The sequence below is a fragment of the Allobosea sp. RAF48 genome, assembly GCF_052114025.1.
GTDB lineage: Bacteria > Pseudomonadota > Alphaproteobacteria > Rhizobiales > Beijerinckiaceae > Allobosea.
The window spans coordinates 1-15,633 of record NZ_JBFRDZ010000001.1 but is presented as its reverse complement, the minus strand read 5'-3'; the positions used below and the strand labels follow the sequence as shown (position 1 = coordinate 15,633).

The following is a 15,633-nucleotide window of genomic DNA, read 5'->3' as shown; positions in this document are numbered from 1 at the left end:
CCGTGGTCAGCGGCGACCATTGCCAAATCACGCAGTCTGGAGCTGTTCCGCGGCCATCTTGCCTGACTTGTTGTCGCGTGCGACCTCAAATCCAAGTTTCTGGCCTTCCTGCAGGTCCCGCATTCCAGCGCGTTCGACAGCGGAGATGTGCACGAACACATCCTGGCCGCCGTCATCAGGCTGAATGAAGCCGAACCCCTTGGTGGAATTAAACCATTTCACTGTGCCGGTGGTCATGAGAAACCCTCCTTTTGGCAAGACCTGTCGCTCGCCGACAGAATGTTCGACGAGTTCAGAACGATTTCGAAAGGGGGGAGTTTATCAGAGCCGCGCCAAAGCGCGAAAATAACAACGGCCGTCCAAGCAATCTCGATAGAAAAATTCCTACCCCAGATCGCCGATCAATGCAAGATAATTATCAAATGATCGAATTTTTCTTTCAAGGGTAACGGTTTAAATTATCCTTGTCGAGGATTTTATTCGGAGAAAATTATATCAATGCTCAGCCGCTTCAGATCGGTATCAGCAGGCGCTTCGAGGCGGACAACGCTATCTGGCTGCCCAGAAGCCAAGCACAAGTCCAACGGCAAACGCCCAGTCCACAGCCGCCCGGTGCGAAGTCGTTTCCGGGCTTGACGAATGGCCCGGGCCGCTAGGCGGCGCCGGGCACCTTATCAGGCACGGCCGCGTGAACCTTCCCTTCGGCAGCCGATGAACGCAGCGACATCGGGCGCGAGAAGATCGTGCTTTTCAGCCCGTGACTCGAACAATCCGCGTGCCGTTTCCGGCTCGATCTCGCCGGCCACGAGCAGGACGAACATCTCCTTGTGGTAGTCGGACAGCCTCAGATTCTTGAAGATCGCGTTGGTCAGATCGATGACAGGCATGAGAGTGCCTGCGCTTTGACCCCCAGCATCCGGAAGAAGTTCACCTCCGTCGGCAGGGCCTCGAACTTCTCCCTAACGACCTGGGACAAGTTGATGAAATCCGGGGACTCGACTCAATTTTCGAGCTGATCCTGGCATTGGAGCCTGCTTCCTTGCCCATATTGCGTTCCTCAACCGATCAGTCGTTCGTTTGGTCCGCTGGCACATCCTGAGGAAGGTCGGCGACGCCCTCCGCGCTGAACGGCAGGTTGAGTTCCGGGCCGATATTGTAGCTGGTCATCGACAACGAGCCGAGCGGTGCTCGTGATGCCGCGCAGGCCATCCTTCACGCCGTGCAGAGCTTCGTTGCAGTCGCCGAACTTCATGCCAGCGAAGTAGCGGATTTCACACTCGTGCTTCCATTGCTCGGGCCACGTGGACACCTCGCGGCCGGAGAGGATGGAGAACAGGCGGGAAGGGCGTGCGCCGGCCGTGCAGACTCGCGTGCTGTCCGAAATGGTCTGGCCGTCCGCGACGCTATCGCGCAGGTTAGGGAGTTGCCATAGCATCGTTCGGCGCCGTGCATGCTCCTTGCGCTGATGCGGACGCTCAGGATCCAATAATGTATTCTATACTTCGCTCCGTCCTCTCCCAACTGGTCTCGCGCGGCACATTGAAGGTGACCGGACCAGACGGCAGGAGCTTCAGATGCGGGGACGGCAGCGGCGATCCGGTTGCGATCCGTTTCATGGATGCCCGCGCGATCGTGGCTTTCCTGGCCGACCCAGAAATGAAGCTTGGAGAGCTGTTCATGGATGGGCGCCTTTGCGTGGAAGAAGGTTCGGTTCACGGCTTCCTCGCCTTGATATTGGCCGGCGCGCGCGAGCAGCCGCCGGGGTGGTGGGAAGGCGCGCTCGATCGGGGCCGCTTCCTGCTGCGGCATCTGACGACACGCAACACCCGAAGCCGGTCGCGCGAGAATGTCGCCCATCACTACGATCTCGACGACAGGCTCTATGCGCTCTTCCTCGATCAGGACTGGCAGTATTCCTGTGCCTATTTCGAGACGCCGGACGCCGCGCAGCTAGCCAAAAAGCGCCATGTTGCCGCCAAGCTCCTGATCGAACCGCAGCATCGCGTGCTCGATATCGGCTGCGGCTGGGGTGGGCTTTGCCTCTACCTCACCGAGGTCGCGCAAGCCCGCGAAGCTCTCGGGGTAACGCTTTCGCGCGAGCAGCTCGAAGTCGCAAATCGCAGGGCGCAAGAGGCTGGAGCTGGCGAGCGGGCACGCTTCGCCTTGCAAGACTACCGCGACGTGAATGGCGAATTCGACCGCATTGTCTCCGTCGGCATGTTCGAGCATATCGGCCCGCGCTTCTTCGCAACGTTTTTCGAAAACTGCCACCGGCTGCTACGGGAAGACGGCGTGATGCTGCTTCACACCATCGGCTGTTCGGACGGGCCGAACCATCCCAATCCCTGGCTCAATCGCTACATCTTCCCAGGCGGGTATCTGCCCGCCCTGTCGGAAATCGTGCCCGTGGTGGAGAAAGCCGGATTGATCGTCACCGATGTTGAGGTGCTGCGACTTCACTATGCCAAGACACTGCAGGCTTGGCGCGAGCGCTTCATGAGTCGCAGGGCGGAGGCTGCGGCTCTGTATGACGAGCGCTTCTGCCGCATGTGGGAATTCTACCTGGCGATGAGCCAGGCCGCTTTCGAGCATCAGGATGTTGTGGTTTTCCAACTGCAGATCGCCAGGCGGCAGGACGCTGTGCCATTAACGCGCGACTACATGGAACATCAGAAGGCTCGCTTGCGCCGAGGGGAGCAGCAGTCCGCGGACTCAAGATAGCGTTCCATGGCTTGGCGGATGTCTGGCAGGGCCGCTTCTCGGCTTTGGGCTCGTCCGCTAACCGCAGTGACCCGCCGAGCGCCATTGCCGAAGCGGCCGGCATGCATGTGGATGGCCCATTGCCACTCTGAAGGCTCGTCTGAGCGGCCTCAGTGCTGGACGAGGGAGCCGACGTAATTGCCGTCGCAATCCACCCCCCAGAACCTGTCGTCGTCGGCTGGACTGGGGTGGCCATTGTAGGTTCGGCGCAGCGTGAGGTTCGGTCTCATCGTGCTCTGATCTGCTCTTCGAACTCCTCCGGAATGTCGCCGTGTCGGGCGAGGACATCGATCGACGCGACTTCGCCTGTCTCATCATCCGCGACCACATGCACGACCGCCAAGCCTTCGGTCGTCCGTCCAAGCCGCTCGCCCTCATTGAGCACGTGGTGCTTGGTTTTCGCCGGCACGCGCAGTGGAGGAGCGTGCGGAAGGTGAAGGAGGGCGATGTAACGGCCGATCTCTATGCCTTCCTCACCACCGATCCGAATGCCGAGGTGAAGGCCATCCATCCCAAGGCGATGTCGGTCATCCTCACGACGCCGGAGGAGTGCGAAACCTGGATGACGGCGCCGTGGGAACAGGCGTGGGCGCCGCAGCGACCTTTGCCGGATGGCTCGCTGAACATCGTCGCCAGCGGTGTGAAAATGGACGGCGGAGACCCGGAGGTTGAGCGGCCGGCGCAGGCCTCCTTGATCTGTCGGAATCCTCGCCGCGAAGCGCGTAGTCGCGGCATGCCGCTCGACTGGTTCACGCCTCCGGTTTACATCGCGGCCGAGAATGCGGGGGTGAGGTATGCCGTCGCCAACGTCGAGCGTGCCGCAGAATTCCTGCTCAGTTGGAACGAGCAAGGCGGCGAACAGCCTGGCGCCTCGCTGTCGCCACCTGCATGGCTGCGATGAAAGATCAGCTGCCGGTCTCTGATGCGAGAGAGGCTTTTGAGGCTGCCGCGGCCCGATCTAGCGGCCGTCCCCTCTAGCGAAACCGTGCTAGCCGGCAGACGCCGACGAGTCTCACTACGTCAGGTTTTTTTGGCGGGCGCGGTCAAGCGGGCTGATGCCTCTGCAATCATTTCCCGACCATGTTGGGTCATGCCTTCGTTTCCAAGCACCGATCCTGCCAACTTCACAAAAGCTCCGCCCACCATGCTAAAGGTGCTGATGGTGGTCCGGGCCCTGCTGCCGGCTCCCGCAACGGCGTCGAGTTCGGCATCGTTCAGCGGAACAGATTTGTCGCCGTCATCGCTCATGATCAGGCTCCCTCGCAAAGCATTGCGTTTAACGGACTTGCTGAGGGAGTTTATGGGGGCTCGTCCTTACGGGAGCCTTACTCCCCTGCGCCCGGATGGTTGCCAGACGATAAGGCCGGCCTTCCTTTGAGCGGTGGCCCTTCTCAGCAAGCCGCGCCAGGGCGCCGGCCGCAAGGGGATCGACGACTTCGACTGGAGCTGTGGCTACTGGCGCGAGGTGTCGGGCGTTGTTCCCGTGGTTCCGGCAGTAGATTCCTGCGCGAGCTGCTTGGCCAACTCCTGCGCCCCAGTCGGTGTCAGTGCGATGGTGACCGACTCCTTGGTGCCCGGCGCTGTCATCAATTCGAAGCGAACTGCGATGGCGTCCGGCCCTCGGAAGACTTGGAATCCGGCTACCCGAACTGCGGGAAGCTCATTGCTTTCAGCCATGGGTTTTCTCCCGTTCCGAAGGTGTGACAATCCACTGCTGGCGTCCTCGGAGTCAAAGGCGGGCTTGTTGCCGCTTGCTGGCGGTCGTCGACGGCCGGAGCCAGAGTACCGGGCGGGCTGGTATCGACTATTTCGAGTAGCACTTACCTGGAGCACGGCCGAGCTCGGGCTATTCCCGAAGACGCGGTGATCAGAAGGACATTCGGCCGGCGCAGGAGTATTCCGAGCAGTCTAATCGACAGCTAGCTCCGCCTGCCAGCTTTTTCGCTCTGCGATTTCAGACAGAGCGATCTGACGCAGATCGTACCCCTCTCGAACGGTGTGGTCGATCTGCTCGTTCAGATGCCCGAGAAAGGGGTTTTCGCGCATATCGGGCGGAGGAAGAGGTTCATTGTCGAACCAGCTCACTTGCGCGTGATTTCGGAGTTCTTGCAGACTCTGTGTCCAGAGCGAGTAACGAAACACAGCTTTGGAGTTTGGAATGAGGACAAAGCCGACATTCGTTGGAAGTGTCGCATGTTTCAGCATGGCGACAAGCCAGCACTCGCTCCGAGGGTTAGCGCTTTTTCCCGGCCCGGATCAGCTCGACGTCACGCGCGACCAGGACGGTCCGCTTCAAAATCCCGACTGGTTTGTCCTCGCTGTAGCGATCTAACCGGAAGCGCGCCGTGACCCGGCATTTGCGCATGCTGGCCTCCAACTCGGTCTTGCACTCGCTGCGCAGGAAACGGGCATCGGTTGAGCTGACGCTCCGCGCGAGCAGCATGACATTGGTGTTGGCGGTGATCCGAACGTCATCATCGTCAGTCCAATAGACCTGAACATTCGCAAATTCGATATCGCGCCCCTGCCATTTGTCCGGCGCATTGCGCACGTCTCTCGGGCTGACACGCTTATAGGTGCGTTTCTCGGCCCCTTCGGGAGGCGAGGCAGGTGCCCGGGCCGGCGTTGCTGGTGCCGGCGCCGGGGCAGCGACATCGTCCTGGTAGAGCACGAATGGCACGGCGGTTTTCCCATCAAACCGGCCAAGGCCGTACAAGAGACGACCACCCTTGTCCGTCGAATCCGCCTCGACTGTCGCGTTCGCATCGATGATCTTGCAAGAAGGGCCGACCGCCGCGAGGGCATTCTTGTATTCGCCCTTCAGCGTCTTCTCGAAGTCATTAATATCGGCGCACCAGAACCCGCCGCGCTTGCCGGCCTGGACTTTCTCAGCCGCAGCCGGACCGCATGCCGCAAGCACGACCGCCAATGCGAGAAGAAGCCTCACTTCACCCTCCAGCGCCACCCGGTGCGCGTATTCATGGAGCGTGACGTCGCGCTGCGTCAATCCGGCGAAAGCGGGCGGCCCCGCGAGGACCGCCCGTCGCACCGGGATTGGTGGTCGATGCTCCATCCGTGGAGGTCGGATGGTGCGACGCCGTGGATAAAGCGGCGAGGCCATGTCATTTGGCCTTTTCCGCCAGATCGGCTCCGGGCGTCGGCGAGCATCTCAGCCACGGCGCGTGCCCTCGGGGCGGGGGCGGGGCCTGGCGGTCAATAGGTCTCTCGTCGCTTCAGGCCGTTCTCGTCGAACGTTTCGGCCCCATCGCCTGCCCGATTGCGACTGCATGCGGGCAGGCGCCAATGTCCGGAGGCGGCGCATTTTACTCGCGACGACAAGTCGAGGGGGTTCCGGCAATTCGGCAACCACTTCCAACTAACGACGCCTGTGAATGACATCGCCTCGGCAGCTCATGGGGCCATCGGCCTGCGGACTTTGTCCGTTCCCGCAGGCATCAAGGTCCAGGCCCGTCTGGCTTTCATGACCGCCGGTGATTCAGTTGGCGCGATCGTCGCGTGGGACCCGGACTGCGGCGTCCCCACCCTGACGTTCCCCTTTGTCGTGTCCCACCGCCCTGTCGGGGGGCAAGCGCAATTCGGATTTACGATCGACGTCACCACCAATGCCTCACGGCAGATCTACACGGGCGATGGTGGCACGAACGCTTTCCTCAACTTGTACACGCACGGCTGGAAGGATCTCCGGGACGAGTATAACTGATGTCGCTTAGCGTCTTCGACGTCGCATGCTTCGGGACAAGCCTGACCACAAGCGAGGTTTCTAGAGAGTGGCAGCCTCAGGTGCAGAACCGCTTACAGGCAGGTGCCAGCAAGTTGGTTCGGATGTACAGCCTGGGCGAATCCAGCACGACTCGGCTTGGGGCTTGGCTAATGTGCAGCGAGTCATCAATACCCGAGCCAAGGCGGCCCTGATCGAATTTGCGATCAACGACGGCTTCGCTGGAAACGCGATGTCTCTGGAAACCAGCCTCGCCAACACTCGGGCGATCGTGCAGGCGGTCAAAACGGCTGCCCCGCCGATGGCGGTCTTTCTGGTGACCACCAATCCCGTGCTTGATGACCGACCGAACCTCGCCTCTTACTATGCTCAATACGCGACGGCGGCGAGCCTAGAGGGTGTTGGGCTGATCAACAACCGCTCGGGGTGGCCTGCCGCCAACTATACTGACATGCCGGATGGCGTGCACCCGACACTGTCGGCGCTTTTGCAGTACCATGTGCCGAACATCGTCAGCGCGTTGAAGCCGCTCGTCGGGTAGAGTCACTGGCCAGCAGCGGGGCCGCTCTTCACGACAAGCGGCCTGATAACCTCGACCCAAGCGCGATACCCCGCCGCGTTCAGGTGGATGCCGTCATAGGTCTTCTCGTTCTCAAGCAGGCCAAACTTGTCGATAAGCACCGGCGTCAGGTCGACCCACTCGCCGCCGGCCTTCGTCGCCGAGGCGCGATCGCACGCCATCCATAGCCGCACTGGCGAACAAGTGCTGGTAGATGACCAGTAGAATTGCGATGCCTCTCAGGCCATCAATCGCGGGAATCCGTGCGCTCATCCGAGAGGCACTAGCACGGCTCTGAGCGCGACAGAATGCCTTTCCCAATACGGGAAGTCCTTGAAGGCGATCAAGCGGGCGACTTTTGCGGGGACGCGTCAGGCTCTGAAGGAACTCTACTTCCCCGCCTGACGCGCTTCCGCCAATCCATGATCGGTCTTTCGAAAGCCCAGTGCAGGATGACCCCGACGGCGACGGCCGAGCCGGCGATCAGCATCAGCTTCAAGGGCCACACCAGTGAAGTTGGCGCCAGAAGCTTAGTGATGGCCGCGATCATGCCGGCCTGAGCGAGATAGATCGCATAGCTGGCATCGCCGATGAAGCATAGGAGGCGAGGGGCGATCTTTCCGGCCCGCTGCAGATCGAGCGTAGCCAGGAGGATGGCGGCCGCGGGGACGCCGAATGTCAAAAGGCGGTAATTCGTATCGAGGAAATGATCGAGCGCGATAATCGCCAGGATCGACACAGCGATCGCCGCCACGGCCACGGGGGCCGACATCAAGGCTCGGGTTCGTCGAAGGGTGATCTCGGCGATTGCCACGCCAAAGGCGAATTCAAACAGGACTGAATTCGTTGCGAAAGCGCGCCACGGAGACTCCTCGGCCGCAACCCAACCGGAAGCATAGAGGGCCAGCAGGGCGGCGGTCAGCCGAACGAGCAATTGCCGGCGCGAGCCTACCATGAGCCCAAACCAGATCAGATAGAACGCGAGCTCGTAGAATAGCGTCCAGCCCGGGTTCAGAGCGGGATAAAGGAGCGTGCTGCCGGGCGAGAAGGCAGGGATAAGCAGCGCCGATTTCAGATAGTAGTCCCAGTTCGGGAACAGATAGCCGTCGCGCGCATAGGCGATGATGGAAGCCCACGGCAGCTCGGGCAGCGTCAGGAGCCAATAGAGCGGGAACACGCGCCAGAAGCGGTTAGCGATAAAGCTCGGGTTGGCCGACCAACCCTCGTCGCGCGTGATCCAGGCGATGATGAATCCGCTGAGCACGAAGAAGATATCGACGCCCGCAACCCCGGCCCTCACCTCAATCTTCGGGATAGAGGGGTCGACGGCATAGAGCCCGCCGAGATGGGCCACGACGACGGCTAGTGCTGCGAAGCCTCGCAGCGCTTGGACATTCTCTAGGCGGCCCTGCATCCCGGCCGCTTAGCACATTCCCACCCAATCGACCAACGCCGCCTCCGGGCGGCTTTTCTTTGCCTGGAGCATTTCATGGACACGACCGCAGTGCAGCGGGCGCTGGTCGCGCTCGGCTATTCGCTTGTTGTTGATGGCGTCGCCGGCCCGAAGACGAAGGCCGTCGTTAAGGCCTTCCAGATTTCGCACGGCCTGCATGTCGACGGCATCGTCGGGCCAAGGACCGAGGCCGCGCTGATGGCGGCTATCGCGGTCAAGCCGCAATCGATGCCGGCCGTAGACATCGACCGTTCAAAGTTCTTCGCCTTCCTGCGATCGGGCAAGGCGCCGATGTTCGGCACGTCGCTGTCCTCCGGTCAGGTCAAGGGCATCGAGGGCATCCTCGACGGCTTCACGAGGACCGGCGACGGTCGAGACAAGACGCTGGCCTATGGTCTGGCGACGGCGCGGCGCGAGGTCGGCGCCGGCATGGTCCCGGTGGGCGCCGTCATCCTTCGGGGTGGCGGCTTGCGTTCGCGCCAACTTCCGAATTGGGTTGAGATCGGGCCAAGCGAAAAGGCTCGATCTACTTTCGGGCCGTCGGATGGCTGAGGAGGACCAATTGAAAGACAGGGCATTCTATGCGTGGATTGCCGGCTTCGCGGTGGTCGTGGGCGTGCTGGTTTGGAGCCTCAGCCCCGGCTCTTCGGAACATCCGTCGATCGGAGGGGGCGGTTATGACCTCTCCGGCCCAGTCTACACCCTGATGCTGCTGGCATTCACGGGCCTCTGGTCGGTTGCAACGCTGCTAACCGGCTTGAACCACAGCGACGCGGGAATCCGACGTCACGCGTTCATCCTGGCGGTCATCGGCCTCATCACCTTCTCCCTGTCGGTCATGATCTGGGGCAACAACCTGAGTTAGCGGGCCCGGGGGCGGGAGGCGCACTGGCCGGCGGCCGACGAACTGACGAGGGGCTCCGTAGATATTCCTCCACTGGTTGATCGGCTTTCGAGATGTCGAGGGGATTTGGAATCGCCAGCGTCGGCCCCATAAGTGGACGCTCGAAACGTCGGCAACGGGTCGACAGGTAACATCGGGAACCGAGCCGACTGAGCTACTTGAATGTGCGGCAGAAGTCCCAAGGAAGGCCCCTATGCGAGCGATTCCTGATCGAAATCGATCTAAGTTGAGAGGTCGCAAACCAATTCAGCAGCCTCGCCGCGGTTAACAATCGTTACTTCTCCAAACGACGTTGGGGTTGCACGAGCAAGATCTGTTCCGAGGACATTTTCAACCTCTCGCCTTGAAGCAGCAAATAAAATTGAGACGACGCTTATCCCGTTCTCGATACCCATGTCGAAGGTCAGTTGTTCGGTCCGAAGACCGCGATAGATTCCTCGTAGCGGGATACGGATCCGTCGATAGCCGGCAACGTCACGATTTTCTACTTCGGCCTTCCCGAATGCTCTCACGAAGGGCGCGGGAAGTTGCACTCTCGCGGAGGGAGACGCACCCGGATCGGGAACATACCGATTGCGTACATCTTTCCAAAGGGCGGACATGGGCGCGGATGTTCTGCACACAGTCTCGCTATCGGCCTTTTCGATTCCGCCAATAAAATCATCGAGATTGACGACATCGGCAATAACGGGGCAACCAGCCCACAGACACATGGCAAAGGCTGCCGCGAGTAATTTCGTCATGAACGCCAAGCCTGTCGAACGATCAAGGTCCGACGGCTATTTCACTGCCAGGATGCGTGTCAAATCAACAAGACAGCGAGCGTCCGCAACGGGTCGGGAGCCGACGTTCCCGGCCTGGCCTCCGAAAGGGGGCTGGGCTTAAGATTTGACATTGCCATGTCGTACCAGCGCGCTAATTTTCCCCGTCCGGTATATCCTTACGGAGGTGGGATCTATGCCGTTCTCATCGCTTAGTGACCCCGTTGATCTCGCCCGGGCGCAGGGGGCCTTGGATTCCGCTTGGGACGAAGTCAGATCGATCATTCCCCACGCGTGTGAGGAGCAAGAGCGTATTCGGCTGGCTTACATCTTGGCGGCCTTGGTGCATGTCGACGAAGACGAAGATGACCTGACACGGCGGGCCATCGAGCGATACCGGCAATCTGCCGCCGCATGATATCGGCCCCGTCAGCTCAGGCTGGCGGGGCCTTTATTGCTCCACGCCGCACAACACAGCAAACTCCGCAGGTTCTCGCAAGTGACCTATTGGCGCCCCGATCAGCCATCATCATCTTCGTCGTCCTGCCAGCGACGATTATAATAGCGGCGCCTCCGCTCCCTCTCCCATTCCCGCTCACGTTCGTAGCGATCCCTACGGTAGCGGTCGTAGCGGTCCCTGCGGTCGTCCCACTCACGGGGTGGAGGCTCGGAGGGCACGTAATACTGCGCATACGCAGTCCCCGCCACCGCGCTCGTAAGGGTTCCGCCTATCAGGGCACTCAGGAAACCTCGCCGGTTCATGGTTGCTCCCCTTGGGTTCGTCACGGTGCTGGCCAAAGTGGCCTTCCGGAGATGAACGGCCGATGGATGAAGCGGTTCCGCGCCGCCGCTAAGCCAGATCGTCGCGAGCGTAAGGCCCATGCGAAACCCACTCGCGCTGGCTACCTGAGCAGCCAACGCCGCGCCGAGCGGGAGTGCACCATCCATTCCGATGCCCGTTTGCGCTTGAGGACCGCTCACCCGGAGCAGAAGCGCCTGCAGCTCGGGAGAAAAATCAATGGCCAAGGAGCAGACAGCAGCACCGCCGCAACCCGATGAGGTCGCCGGCCTGGCGACATCAGCAGCTCAATCGGAGCTTCAGAATGTCGGTATCCATACCGATGAAATGGTTGAAGCTTTGCGGGATCGCGGCAGCGAACTCCAACAATTGCTTGAGGACGAAATAAGGCAACGCCCCCTTCGAGCGTTGGGGTGGGCCGCCTTAGCCGGCCTGGTTTTCGGTGTAATGGCCGCGAGGAACTGATGCCTCAAGAAGGCTTTGAATGCGACGCCTGACGATTGCCAAGCATGTGCGACAGGCCTGCGGCGATGAGAGGCGCCCTCGCCACAAAGGCGAGGGCGCGGACAGTCAAGCAGCCCTGCGGTTGATATTCTCGTTCGCGAGCTTCGAGAGCTTCTTATCGGTGGTGTCTTCCTCGTCGAGGTTCTGTTTCAGGAGCGACGCGCAGTCGTTTCGACCGAGCTGCTTCGCCCAGGCCACAAGTGTGCCATAGCGCGTAATCTCGTAGTGTTCGACCGCCTGGGCTGCTGCAATCAGCGCGGCATCAAGGACCTGCTTGTCCTCGACCTCACCCGCGATATCGTTGGCCTCTTCGAGGATGCCGTCGATCGCGGGACAGGTGACGCCCTTCTCCTCGACGCCGTGCAGGCGGAAGACTTCCTTCAGGCGCGTGATTTGGCCCTCGGTCTCGCGCAGATGCGTTTCGAAGCCGCGCTTGAGCTCAGGGCTTGTCGCCTTCTCGACCATATCCGGCAGCGCCTTTTTGATCTGGTTCTCGGCGTAATAGACGTCCCGCAAGGTATGAACGAAGAGGTCGTCTAGCGTGGCGATATCCTTGGAAAACCAACCCATGCCGCTCTCCATCTGGTATGAAAATCCCCCAGCGCTTGGTCGCTCATGCGGACTGGCCGTCCCTCCCAGGAGGGTCGGCCAGCCTTGTTCAGATCACCGTGGAACGGTGGGGAGCCGCCGTTTCATCGAACCGATTCCAGCCGGCCGCGCGGTATTCGGCAAGGCGGGCATCCCGGTCGATCGGCGTGGCCCCGTCGAGGATAGCCTCGACCACAGGAACGTGCTCGTCAGCAACCCGTACCGAAACCACTGTGCCTCCGCGCCGAACCGTTTCGGCGTAGTAGTGCGCATCTTCTTCGCTGTGTCCCGCGCTGGTCAGGGCCCCGACGATGCCGCCGGCCACGCCACCAGCCGCGGCACCCGCGGCCGTGGAGGCGAGCCAGCCCGCCGCCACCACCGGGCCGATCCCGGGAATGGCAAGCAATCCGATGCCCGCGAGCAGGCCAGCCGCCCCGCCGAGCGCCGCGCCGATCCCGGCGCCTTCACCGGCATTGCTGTCGTCGGCCTTGGCGTGCCGGCCGACCACGCTGATGTCGGCTGAGCTCACTCCGCCGGCTTCGAGGGCCTCCACCACCGTACGGGCGGTCTCGTAGCTGTCGTAGGAACGCGTGAGAGTCTGGGTCATGTAGGTTCTCCGAAATTACTGGCGGGTGATGTTGCCGCGGTAGTCGACGGTCACATTCACCTTGGATCCGGCGTGGGTGGCGCTACCTTTCCAGACGCCATTGGCGTCCTTGGTGAGCGGGCCGACCTGCGAATAGCCGTTGGCCTCGAGACGGCTCTTGGCCTGGCCTTCTGTGAAGCTATTCGCGCCAGGTAGCGGAGCATTCTTGTCCGCATCACCCTTCGGTGACGGTACTGGCGAAGTGGTAGCGGTCTGAGCGAGCGCACCAAAGGAGGTCGTCGCCGCGATCAGCGACGCGAGCAAGATCTTCTTCATGTCTGGACACCTCGAAATTCGTGGAATGACCCACGGAATGCTCTTCGAACGAGGTGAGCGCCGATTCTGTTCCGTCCGAATTCAGCTCCGAAGCGACTTGTCAGCCTGGAGGCTCTTCTTCAGAGCGTCGAAGAGGTTGACGACATTGGCCGGCCGTCCGTCCTCGCGAGTAGCAGAAACCCGCGCGCCCTTCCGGCGCTTCTTCGACGCGATCAGCTTAAGCAGGTGTTCCTGCACCGGATCCTTGACCATCTCCGGCGACCAGTCCGCGGTCTTCGACTTGATGAATTTCTGCGCCAGATCGAGCAGTTCGGGCTCAGGCTTCTCCTGCTCAATACTGGAGAAATACGCCTTCTCATCGCGGACCTCGTCACCGTAGCGCAGCGTCCAGAGCACAATACCGCGGTCGCGGGCTTCGAGCATGACCGCGCGCTCCCGGCGATACAAAACCACGCGTGAGATGCCGACCATCTTGGACGCGGTCATAGCGTCGCGGATCACCGAGAAGGCTTCTTCGCCGACATCGCAGTCCTGAACGAGGTAGCGGGGACTATCGAGATAGAGCCACGGAATCGAGTCGCGCGGCACGAACTTGTCGATGTCGATCGTGCGGACGGTGTCGAGCCGCACCGCTTCAAGCTCCTCATCTTCGATGACGACGAAACGGCCGGCTTCGGCTTCATAGCCCTTGGCCTGGTGATCGGGTTCGACGGGTTTGCCGCTCTCGGAGTCAACGTAGCGGCTGACGATCCGGTTGCCGGTTTCGCGGTTCAGTGTGTGGAACCGGACTTTCTCGCTTTCGGATGTCGCCGGCGACATCGCGACCGGGCAGGTCACCAGCGACAGTTTGAGATAGCCCTTCCAATAGGTTCGTTCGGCCATGACAACGCAACTCCGGCAACGAAGCTACGGACTCAATGCCGGGCGAACGAATCCGTTCCGCGAGGCGGGAACATGCGCGGCGGCCCGGCATTGAATCGTGTTGTTGCGTATGGGTGAGTGTCATGGTCGCGGCGCGGGCGAACTGGAAAGGCTATCTGAAGTTTGGCGAGATCAGCTGCCCGGTCGCGCTCTATACCGGGGCCAGCACGTCGGAGCGCATTTCGTTCCACATGATCAATCGCGATACCGGCCATCGGGTGCGGCGCGAATTCGTCGATCCGGTCACGGATGAGCCGGTCGACCGCGAACACCAGATCAAGGGCTTCGAGATCGACAAAGACCGCTACGTCGAGATTGAGCCCGAGGAAATCGCCAAGGCGGTTCCAGAGAGCAACAAAACCCTTGCCGTCGCCGCGTTCATCCCCTGTGTCGACATCGACACGATCTATTTCGACAAGCCCTATTACCTGGCGCCGGACGGCAAGATTGCCGATGATGCCTTCGCCGTGATCAGGGAAGCGCTTCGGGCCAGCAAGGTCGGCGCACTCGCGCACGCTGTGCTGTTCCGCCGCTATCGCGCACTGCTGATCCGGGTCCAGGGGCTCGGCCTCGTCGCCCATACTCTCAACTTCGACTATGAGGTGCGCTCGGCATCGGACGCCTTCGACGGCATCCCCAAGCTGAAGATTCAGAAGGAGATGCTGGATCTCGCCAAGCACATCATCGACACCAAACGGGGAACGTTCGACCCCTCAACCTTCGATGACCGCTACGAGGCTGCGGTCGCCGAACTGGTGAAGGCGAAGCTCGCCGGCAAGACTATCAAGTCCCAGAAGAAGGTCGAGCCGCCGAAGGTCAGTATGCCTTGGTCTCTCCGGTAGTACCGATCCGCCTCATGTGCTCGACATGGGCGGCCCACCCTTCTTCGCCGATGAAGATCATGTAGCGCTCAAAGGCTTTGCGAAAGGCCGGAAGGCACGCCTGACGGGTTGCGGCTTCTCCCTCGACTGCCATGTGGGCTCTGATGCCGTTGGCGTGCTTGCCCGCGTGAATGTGGATAACCCAACCCCAATGCGGCGGTTCGTCTGACCGACCGCGCTCTTGAACGACGACACCGACCGGGGCCCGTTGGTGAACGACGGTCCAGAACTTGTCGTCATCCTCAGGGCGTGGATGGCCGATGTAGGTCCGGCGAAGCGTGAGACTTGGTGTCTCATAGCGCCCTGATCTGCTCTTCGAACTCCTCCGGGATGACCCCGTGACGGGCGAGAACGTCGATCGACGCGACTTCGCCGGTCTCATCATCCGCGACCACATGGACGACGGCGACGCCCTCTGCCGTCCGGCCCAACCGCTCCCCTTCGTTCAGCGCGTGATGCTTGGTTTTCGCCGGGACGCGCTGAGCCGGGACGAGCTTCTTCCGATGCGTCTTGAAGGGCTGAAGGAAGAAGGTGTCGACGTTCATGGCTTGACTCCTAGGCGCGGTTTGTTCTCATAATGTTCTCATACCCGAGGACGCAAGCCATGTCGCCCGAACCCGCACCAGAAACCGACTTCGCGAACGAAATCGAGTGCGAAATCAACGATCTGGTTGCTGAGCACGGCAGCGAGCGGGCCGCGCTACGGGCAGTTCTGCACGATTTCAACGTTCTGCTCGCCGACGCCGATCGTTCCGTCTCGCGCGGGTATCTGCGCGGGCTGTTCTCACAGGGAGCGCGGCCTGTTCGCGAACCCGAATGACCAATGAAACAGCCGAACGACC

General features: G+C 61.3%; 24 protein-coding genes and 1 pseudogene. 10 read left to right on the top strand and 15 right to left on the bottom strand.

Going from position 1 to position 15,633, the window contains the following annotated elements; all coding sequences use genetic code 11:
* Window positions 1-27: 27 nt before the first annotated feature.
* The 3 genes from AB4Z10_RS00125 to AB4Z10_RS00115 form a co-directional block, all read right to left on the bottom strand.
* Complete coding sequence (locus tag AB4Z10_RS00125; protein ID WP_441468332.1) at window positions 28-237, bottom strand: cold-shock protein; 210 nt, start codon at window positions 235-237, stop codon at window positions 28-30.
* 437 nt (window positions 238-674) lie between these two features.
* Entirely contained in the window at window positions 675-887 is a 213-nt protein-coding gene (locus AB4Z10_RS00120; RefSeq protein WP_441468331.1) for a hypothetical protein, read from the bottom strand.
* A 170-nt stretch (window positions 888-1,057) separates the two neighbouring features.
* Window positions 1,058-1,435 carry a DUF7696 family protein gene (locus tag AB4Z10_RS00115; RefSeq protein ID WP_441468330.1) on the bottom strand — a complete coding sequence of 126 codons (378 nt, stop codon included), beginning with the start codon at window positions 1,433-1,435 and terminating at the stop codon, window positions 1,058-1,060.
* Window positions 1,436-1,488: 53 nt separating this feature from the next.
* On the opposite strand from AB4Z10_RS00115, the gene AB4Z10_RS00110 reads away from it, so the two are divergent.
* Both AB4Z10_RS00110 and AB4Z10_RS00105 read left to right on the top strand, forming a co-directional pair.
* Window positions 1,489-2,721 carry a class I SAM-dependent methyltransferase gene (locus AB4Z10_RS00110; RefSeq protein ID WP_441468950.1) on the top strand — a complete coding sequence of 411 codons (1,233 nt, stop codon included), beginning with the start codon at window positions 1,489-1,491 and terminating at the stop codon, window positions 2,719-2,721.
* A gap of 454 nt (window positions 2,722-3,175) precedes the next feature.
* Window positions 3,176-3,412 (top strand): annotated as a pseudogene (locus tag AB4Z10_RS00105) (SOS response-associated peptidase); the annotation flags it as partial.
* A gap of 368 nt (window positions 3,413-3,780) precedes the next feature.
* Here the strand turns inward: AB4Z10_RS00105 and AB4Z10_RS00100 are convergent.
* The 4 genes from AB4Z10_RS00100 to AB4Z10_RS00085 form a co-directional block, all read right to left on the bottom strand.
* The gene (locus AB4Z10_RS00100; protein ID WP_441468329.1) at window positions 3,781-4,008 is read right to left on the bottom strand and encodes a hypothetical protein; all 228 of its coding nucleotides are present in this window, start codon (window positions 4,006-4,008) and stop codon (window positions 3,781-3,783) included.
* Between the two features lie 204 nt (window positions 4,009-4,212).
* The gene (locus tag AB4Z10_RS00095) at window positions 4,213-4,437 is read right to left on the bottom strand and encodes a hypothetical protein (protein WP_441468328.1); all 225 of its coding nucleotides are present in this window, start codon (window positions 4,435-4,437) and stop codon (window positions 4,213-4,215) included.
* Between the two features lie 231 nt (window positions 4,438-4,668).
* A complete protein-coding gene (locus AB4Z10_RS00090) occupies window positions 4,669-4,965 on the bottom strand; it encodes a hypothetical protein (protein WP_441468327.1) in 297 nt (98 codons plus the stop codon).
* Window positions 4,966-4,993: 28 nt separating this feature from the next.
* Window positions 4,994-5,767 carry a hypothetical protein gene (locus tag AB4Z10_RS00085; protein ID WP_441468326.1) on the bottom strand — a complete coding sequence of 258 codons (774 nt, stop codon included), beginning with the start codon at window positions 5,765-5,767 and terminating at the stop codon, window positions 4,994-4,996.
* A gap of 381 nt (window positions 5,768-6,148) precedes the next feature.
* Between AB4Z10_RS00085 and AB4Z10_RS00080 the strand changes: the two genes are divergently transcribed.
* Both AB4Z10_RS00080 and AB4Z10_RS00075 read left to right on the top strand, forming a co-directional pair.
* On the top strand, window positions 6,149-6,481 hold the full coding sequence (locus tag AB4Z10_RS00080; protein WP_441468325.1) for a hypothetical protein: 333 nt from the start codon (window positions 6,149-6,151) through the stop codon (window positions 6,479-6,481).
* A 163-nt stretch (window positions 6,482-6,644) separates the two neighbouring features.
* The gene (locus AB4Z10_RS00075; protein WP_441468324.1) at window positions 6,645-7,040 is read left to right on the top strand and encodes an SGNH/GDSL hydrolase family protein; all 396 of its coding nucleotides are present in this window, start codon (window positions 6,645-6,647) and stop codon (window positions 7,038-7,040) included.
* 2 nt (window positions 7,041-7,042) lie between these two features.
* Here AB4Z10_RS00075 and AB4Z10_RS00070 read toward each other — a convergent pair whose 3' ends face one another.
* Window positions 7,043-7,240 (bottom strand): SGNH/GDSL hydrolase family protein, encoded by a 198-nt coding sequence (locus AB4Z10_RS00070; protein WP_441468323.1) that lies wholly within the window; start codon window positions 7,238-7,240, stop codon window positions 7,043-7,045.
* Between the two features lie 161 nt (window positions 7,241-7,401).
* Window positions 7,402-8,472, bottom strand: coding sequence for an acyltransferase family protein (locus AB4Z10_RS00065; protein ID WP_441468322.1), 1,071 nt, complete (start codon window positions 8,470-8,472; stop codon window positions 7,402-7,404).
* 75 nt (window positions 8,473-8,547) lie between these two features.
* On the opposite strand from AB4Z10_RS00065, the gene AB4Z10_RS00060 reads away from it, so the two are divergent.
* Together AB4Z10_RS00060 and AB4Z10_RS00055 are read left to right on the top strand one after the other, a co-directional pair.
* Window positions 8,548-9,063, top strand: a complete 516-nt coding sequence (locus AB4Z10_RS00060) for a peptidoglycan-binding domain-containing protein (protein WP_441468321.1) — start codon at window positions 8,548-8,550, stop codon at window positions 9,061-9,063.
* Window positions 9,056-9,376, top strand: a complete 321-nt coding sequence (locus tag AB4Z10_RS00055; protein ID WP_441468320.1) for a hypothetical protein — start codon at window positions 9,056-9,058, stop codon at window positions 9,374-9,376. The genes AB4Z10_RS00060 and AB4Z10_RS00055 overlap by 8 nt, the downstream gene beginning before the upstream one ends.
* 260 nt (window positions 9,377-9,636) lie before the next feature.
* Here AB4Z10_RS00055 and AB4Z10_RS00050 read toward each other — a convergent pair whose 3' ends face one another.
* Complete coding sequence (locus AB4Z10_RS00050) at window positions 9,637-10,158, bottom strand: hypothetical protein (protein WP_441468319.1); 522 nt, start codon at window positions 10,156-10,158, stop codon at window positions 9,637-9,639.
* A 1,036-nt stretch (window positions 10,159-11,194) separates the two neighbouring features.
* On the opposite strand from AB4Z10_RS00050, the gene AB4Z10_RS00045 reads away from it, so the two are divergent.
* Window positions 11,195-11,440 carry a hypothetical protein gene (locus AB4Z10_RS00045; protein ID WP_441468318.1) on the top strand — a complete coding sequence of 82 codons (246 nt, stop codon included), beginning with the start codon at window positions 11,195-11,197 and terminating at the stop codon, window positions 11,438-11,440.
* A 105-nt stretch (window positions 11,441-11,545) separates the two neighbouring features.
* Here AB4Z10_RS00045 and AB4Z10_RS00040 read toward each other — a convergent pair whose 3' ends face one another.
* The 4 genes from AB4Z10_RS00040 to ku (AB4Z10_RS00025) all read right to left on the bottom strand — a co-directional run bounded on the left by AB4Z10_RS00040 (window position 11,546) and on the right by ku (AB4Z10_RS00025) (window position 13,871).
* Window positions 11,546-12,049: a YciE/YciF ferroxidase family protein gene (locus tag AB4Z10_RS00040; RefSeq protein ID WP_441468317.1), complete on the bottom strand. Its 504-nt coding sequence runs from the start codon at window positions 12,047-12,049 to the stop codon at window positions 11,546-11,548.
* An 88-nt stretch (window positions 12,050-12,137) separates the two neighbouring features.
* A complete protein-coding gene (locus AB4Z10_RS00035; RefSeq protein WP_441468316.1) occupies window positions 12,138-12,674 on the bottom strand; it encodes a hypothetical protein in 537 nt (178 codons plus the stop codon).
* Between the two features lie 15 nt (window positions 12,675-12,689).
* Window positions 12,690-12,989, bottom strand: coding sequence for a hypothetical protein (locus tag AB4Z10_RS00030; RefSeq protein WP_441468315.1), 300 nt, complete (start codon window positions 12,987-12,989; stop codon window positions 12,690-12,692).
* 81 nt (window positions 12,990-13,070) lie between these two features.
* The gene (ku, locus tag AB4Z10_RS00025) at window positions 13,071-13,871 is read right to left on the bottom strand and encodes a non-homologous end joining protein Ku (protein ID WP_441468314.1); all 801 of its coding nucleotides are present in this window, start codon (window positions 13,869-13,871) and stop codon (window positions 13,071-13,073) included.
* A 122-nt stretch (window positions 13,872-13,993) separates the two neighbouring features.
* Here ku (AB4Z10_RS00025) and ku (AB4Z10_RS00020) point away from each other — a divergent pair, with 122 nt between their 5' ends.
* Entirely contained in the window at window positions 13,994-14,752 is a 759-nt protein-coding gene (ku, locus tag AB4Z10_RS00020) for a non-homologous end joining protein Ku (RefSeq protein ID WP_441468949.1), read from the top strand.
* 16 nt (window positions 14,753-14,768) lie between these two features.
* Window positions 14,769-14,960 (top strand): hypothetical protein, encoded by a 192-nt coding sequence (locus AB4Z10_RS00015; RefSeq protein ID WP_441468313.1) that lies wholly within the window; start codon window positions 14,769-14,771, stop codon window positions 14,958-14,960.
* A 124-nt stretch (window positions 14,961-15,084) separates the two neighbouring features.
* Here AB4Z10_RS00015 and AB4Z10_RS00010 read toward each other — a convergent pair whose 3' ends face one another.
* Window positions 15,085-15,336, bottom strand: coding sequence for a hypothetical protein (locus AB4Z10_RS00010; protein ID WP_441468312.1), 252 nt, complete (start codon window positions 15,334-15,336; stop codon window positions 15,085-15,087).
* 59 nt (window positions 15,337-15,395) lie between these two features.
* Here AB4Z10_RS00010 and AB4Z10_RS00005 point away from each other — a divergent pair, with 59 nt between their 5' ends.
* Complete coding sequence (locus AB4Z10_RS00005; RefSeq protein WP_441468311.1) at window positions 15,396-15,611, top strand: hypothetical protein; 216 nt, start codon at window positions 15,396-15,398, stop codon at window positions 15,609-15,611.
* Window positions 15,612-15,633 lie beyond the last annotated feature (22 nt).

Bases quoted from the DNA above. Each gene is read 5' to 3' on its own strand.
- AB4Z10_RS00045 (WP_441468318.1), top strand. From the start codon at position 11,195: ATGGCCAAGGAGCAGACAGCAGCACCGCCGCAACCCGATGAGGTCGCC.
- AB4Z10_RS00100 (WP_441468329.1), bottom strand. From the start codon at position 4,008: ATGAGCGATGACGGCGACAAATCTGTTCCGCTGAACGATGCCGAACTC.
- AB4Z10_RS00050 (WP_441468319.1), bottom strand. From the start codon at position 10,158: ATGACGAAATTACTCGCGGCAGCCTTTGCCATGTGTCTGTGGGCTGGT.
- AB4Z10_RS00035 (WP_441468316.1), bottom strand. From the start codon at position 12,674: ATGACCCAGACTCTCACGCGTTCCTACGACAGCTACGAGACCGCCCGT.
- ku (WP_441468949.1), top strand. From the start codon at position 13,994: ATGGTCGCGGCGCGGGCGAACTGGAAAGGCTATCTGAAGTTTGGCGAG.
- AB4Z10_RS00095 (WP_441468328.1), bottom strand. From the start codon at position 4,437: ATGGCTGAAAGCAATGAGCTTCCCGCAGTTCGGGTAGCCGGATTCCAA.
- ku (WP_441468314.1), bottom strand. From the start codon at position 13,871: ATGGCCGAACGAACCTATTGGAAGGGCTATCTCAAACTGTCGCTGGTG.
- AB4Z10_RS00115 (WP_441468330.1), bottom strand. From the start codon at position 1,435: ATGCTATGGCAACTCCCTAACCTGCGCGATAGCGTCGCGGACGGCCAG.
- AB4Z10_RS00125 (WP_441468332.1), bottom strand. From the start codon at position 237: ATGACCACCGGCACAGTGAAATGGTTTAATTCCACCAAGGGGTTCGGC.
- AB4Z10_RS00090 (WP_441468327.1), bottom strand. From the start codon at position 4,965: ATGCTGAAACATGCGACACTTCCAACGAATGTCGGCTTTGTCCTCATT.
- AB4Z10_RS00110 (WP_441468950.1), top strand. From the start codon at position 1,489: ATGTATTCTATACTTCGCTCCGTCCTCTCCCAACTGGTCTCGCGCGGC.
- AB4Z10_RS00010 (WP_441468312.1), bottom strand. From the start codon at position 15,336: ATGAACGTCGACACCTTCTTCCTTCAGCCCTTCAAGACGCATCGGAAG.
- AB4Z10_RS00120 (WP_441468331.1), bottom strand. From the start codon at position 887: ATGCCTGTCATCGATCTGACCAACGCGATCTTCAAGAATCTGAGGCTG.
- AB4Z10_RS00030 (WP_441468315.1), bottom strand. From the start codon at position 12,989: ATGAAGAAGATCTTGCTCGCGTCGCTGATCGCGGCGACGACCTCCTTT.
- AB4Z10_RS00060 (WP_441468321.1), top strand. From the start codon at position 8,548: ATGGACACGACCGCAGTGCAGCGGGCGCTGGTCGCGCTCGGCTATTCG.
- AB4Z10_RS00055 (WP_441468320.1), top strand. From the start codon at position 9,056: ATGGCTGAGGAGGACCAATTGAAAGACAGGGCATTCTATGCGTGGATT.
- AB4Z10_RS00005 (WP_441468311.1), top strand. From the start codon at position 15,396: ATGTCGCCCGAACCCGCACCAGAAACCGACTTCGCGAACGAAATCGAG.
- AB4Z10_RS00070 (WP_441468323.1), bottom strand. From the start codon at position 7,240: ATGGCGTGCGATCGCGCCTCGGCGACGAAGGCCGGCGGCGAGTGGGTC.
- AB4Z10_RS00040 (WP_441468317.1), bottom strand. From the start codon at position 12,049: ATGGGTTGGTTTTCCAAGGATATCGCCACGCTAGACGACCTCTTCGTT.
- AB4Z10_RS00065 (WP_441468322.1), bottom strand. From the start codon at position 8,472: ATGCAGGGCCGCCTAGAGAATGTCCAAGCGCTGCGAGGCTTCGCAGCA.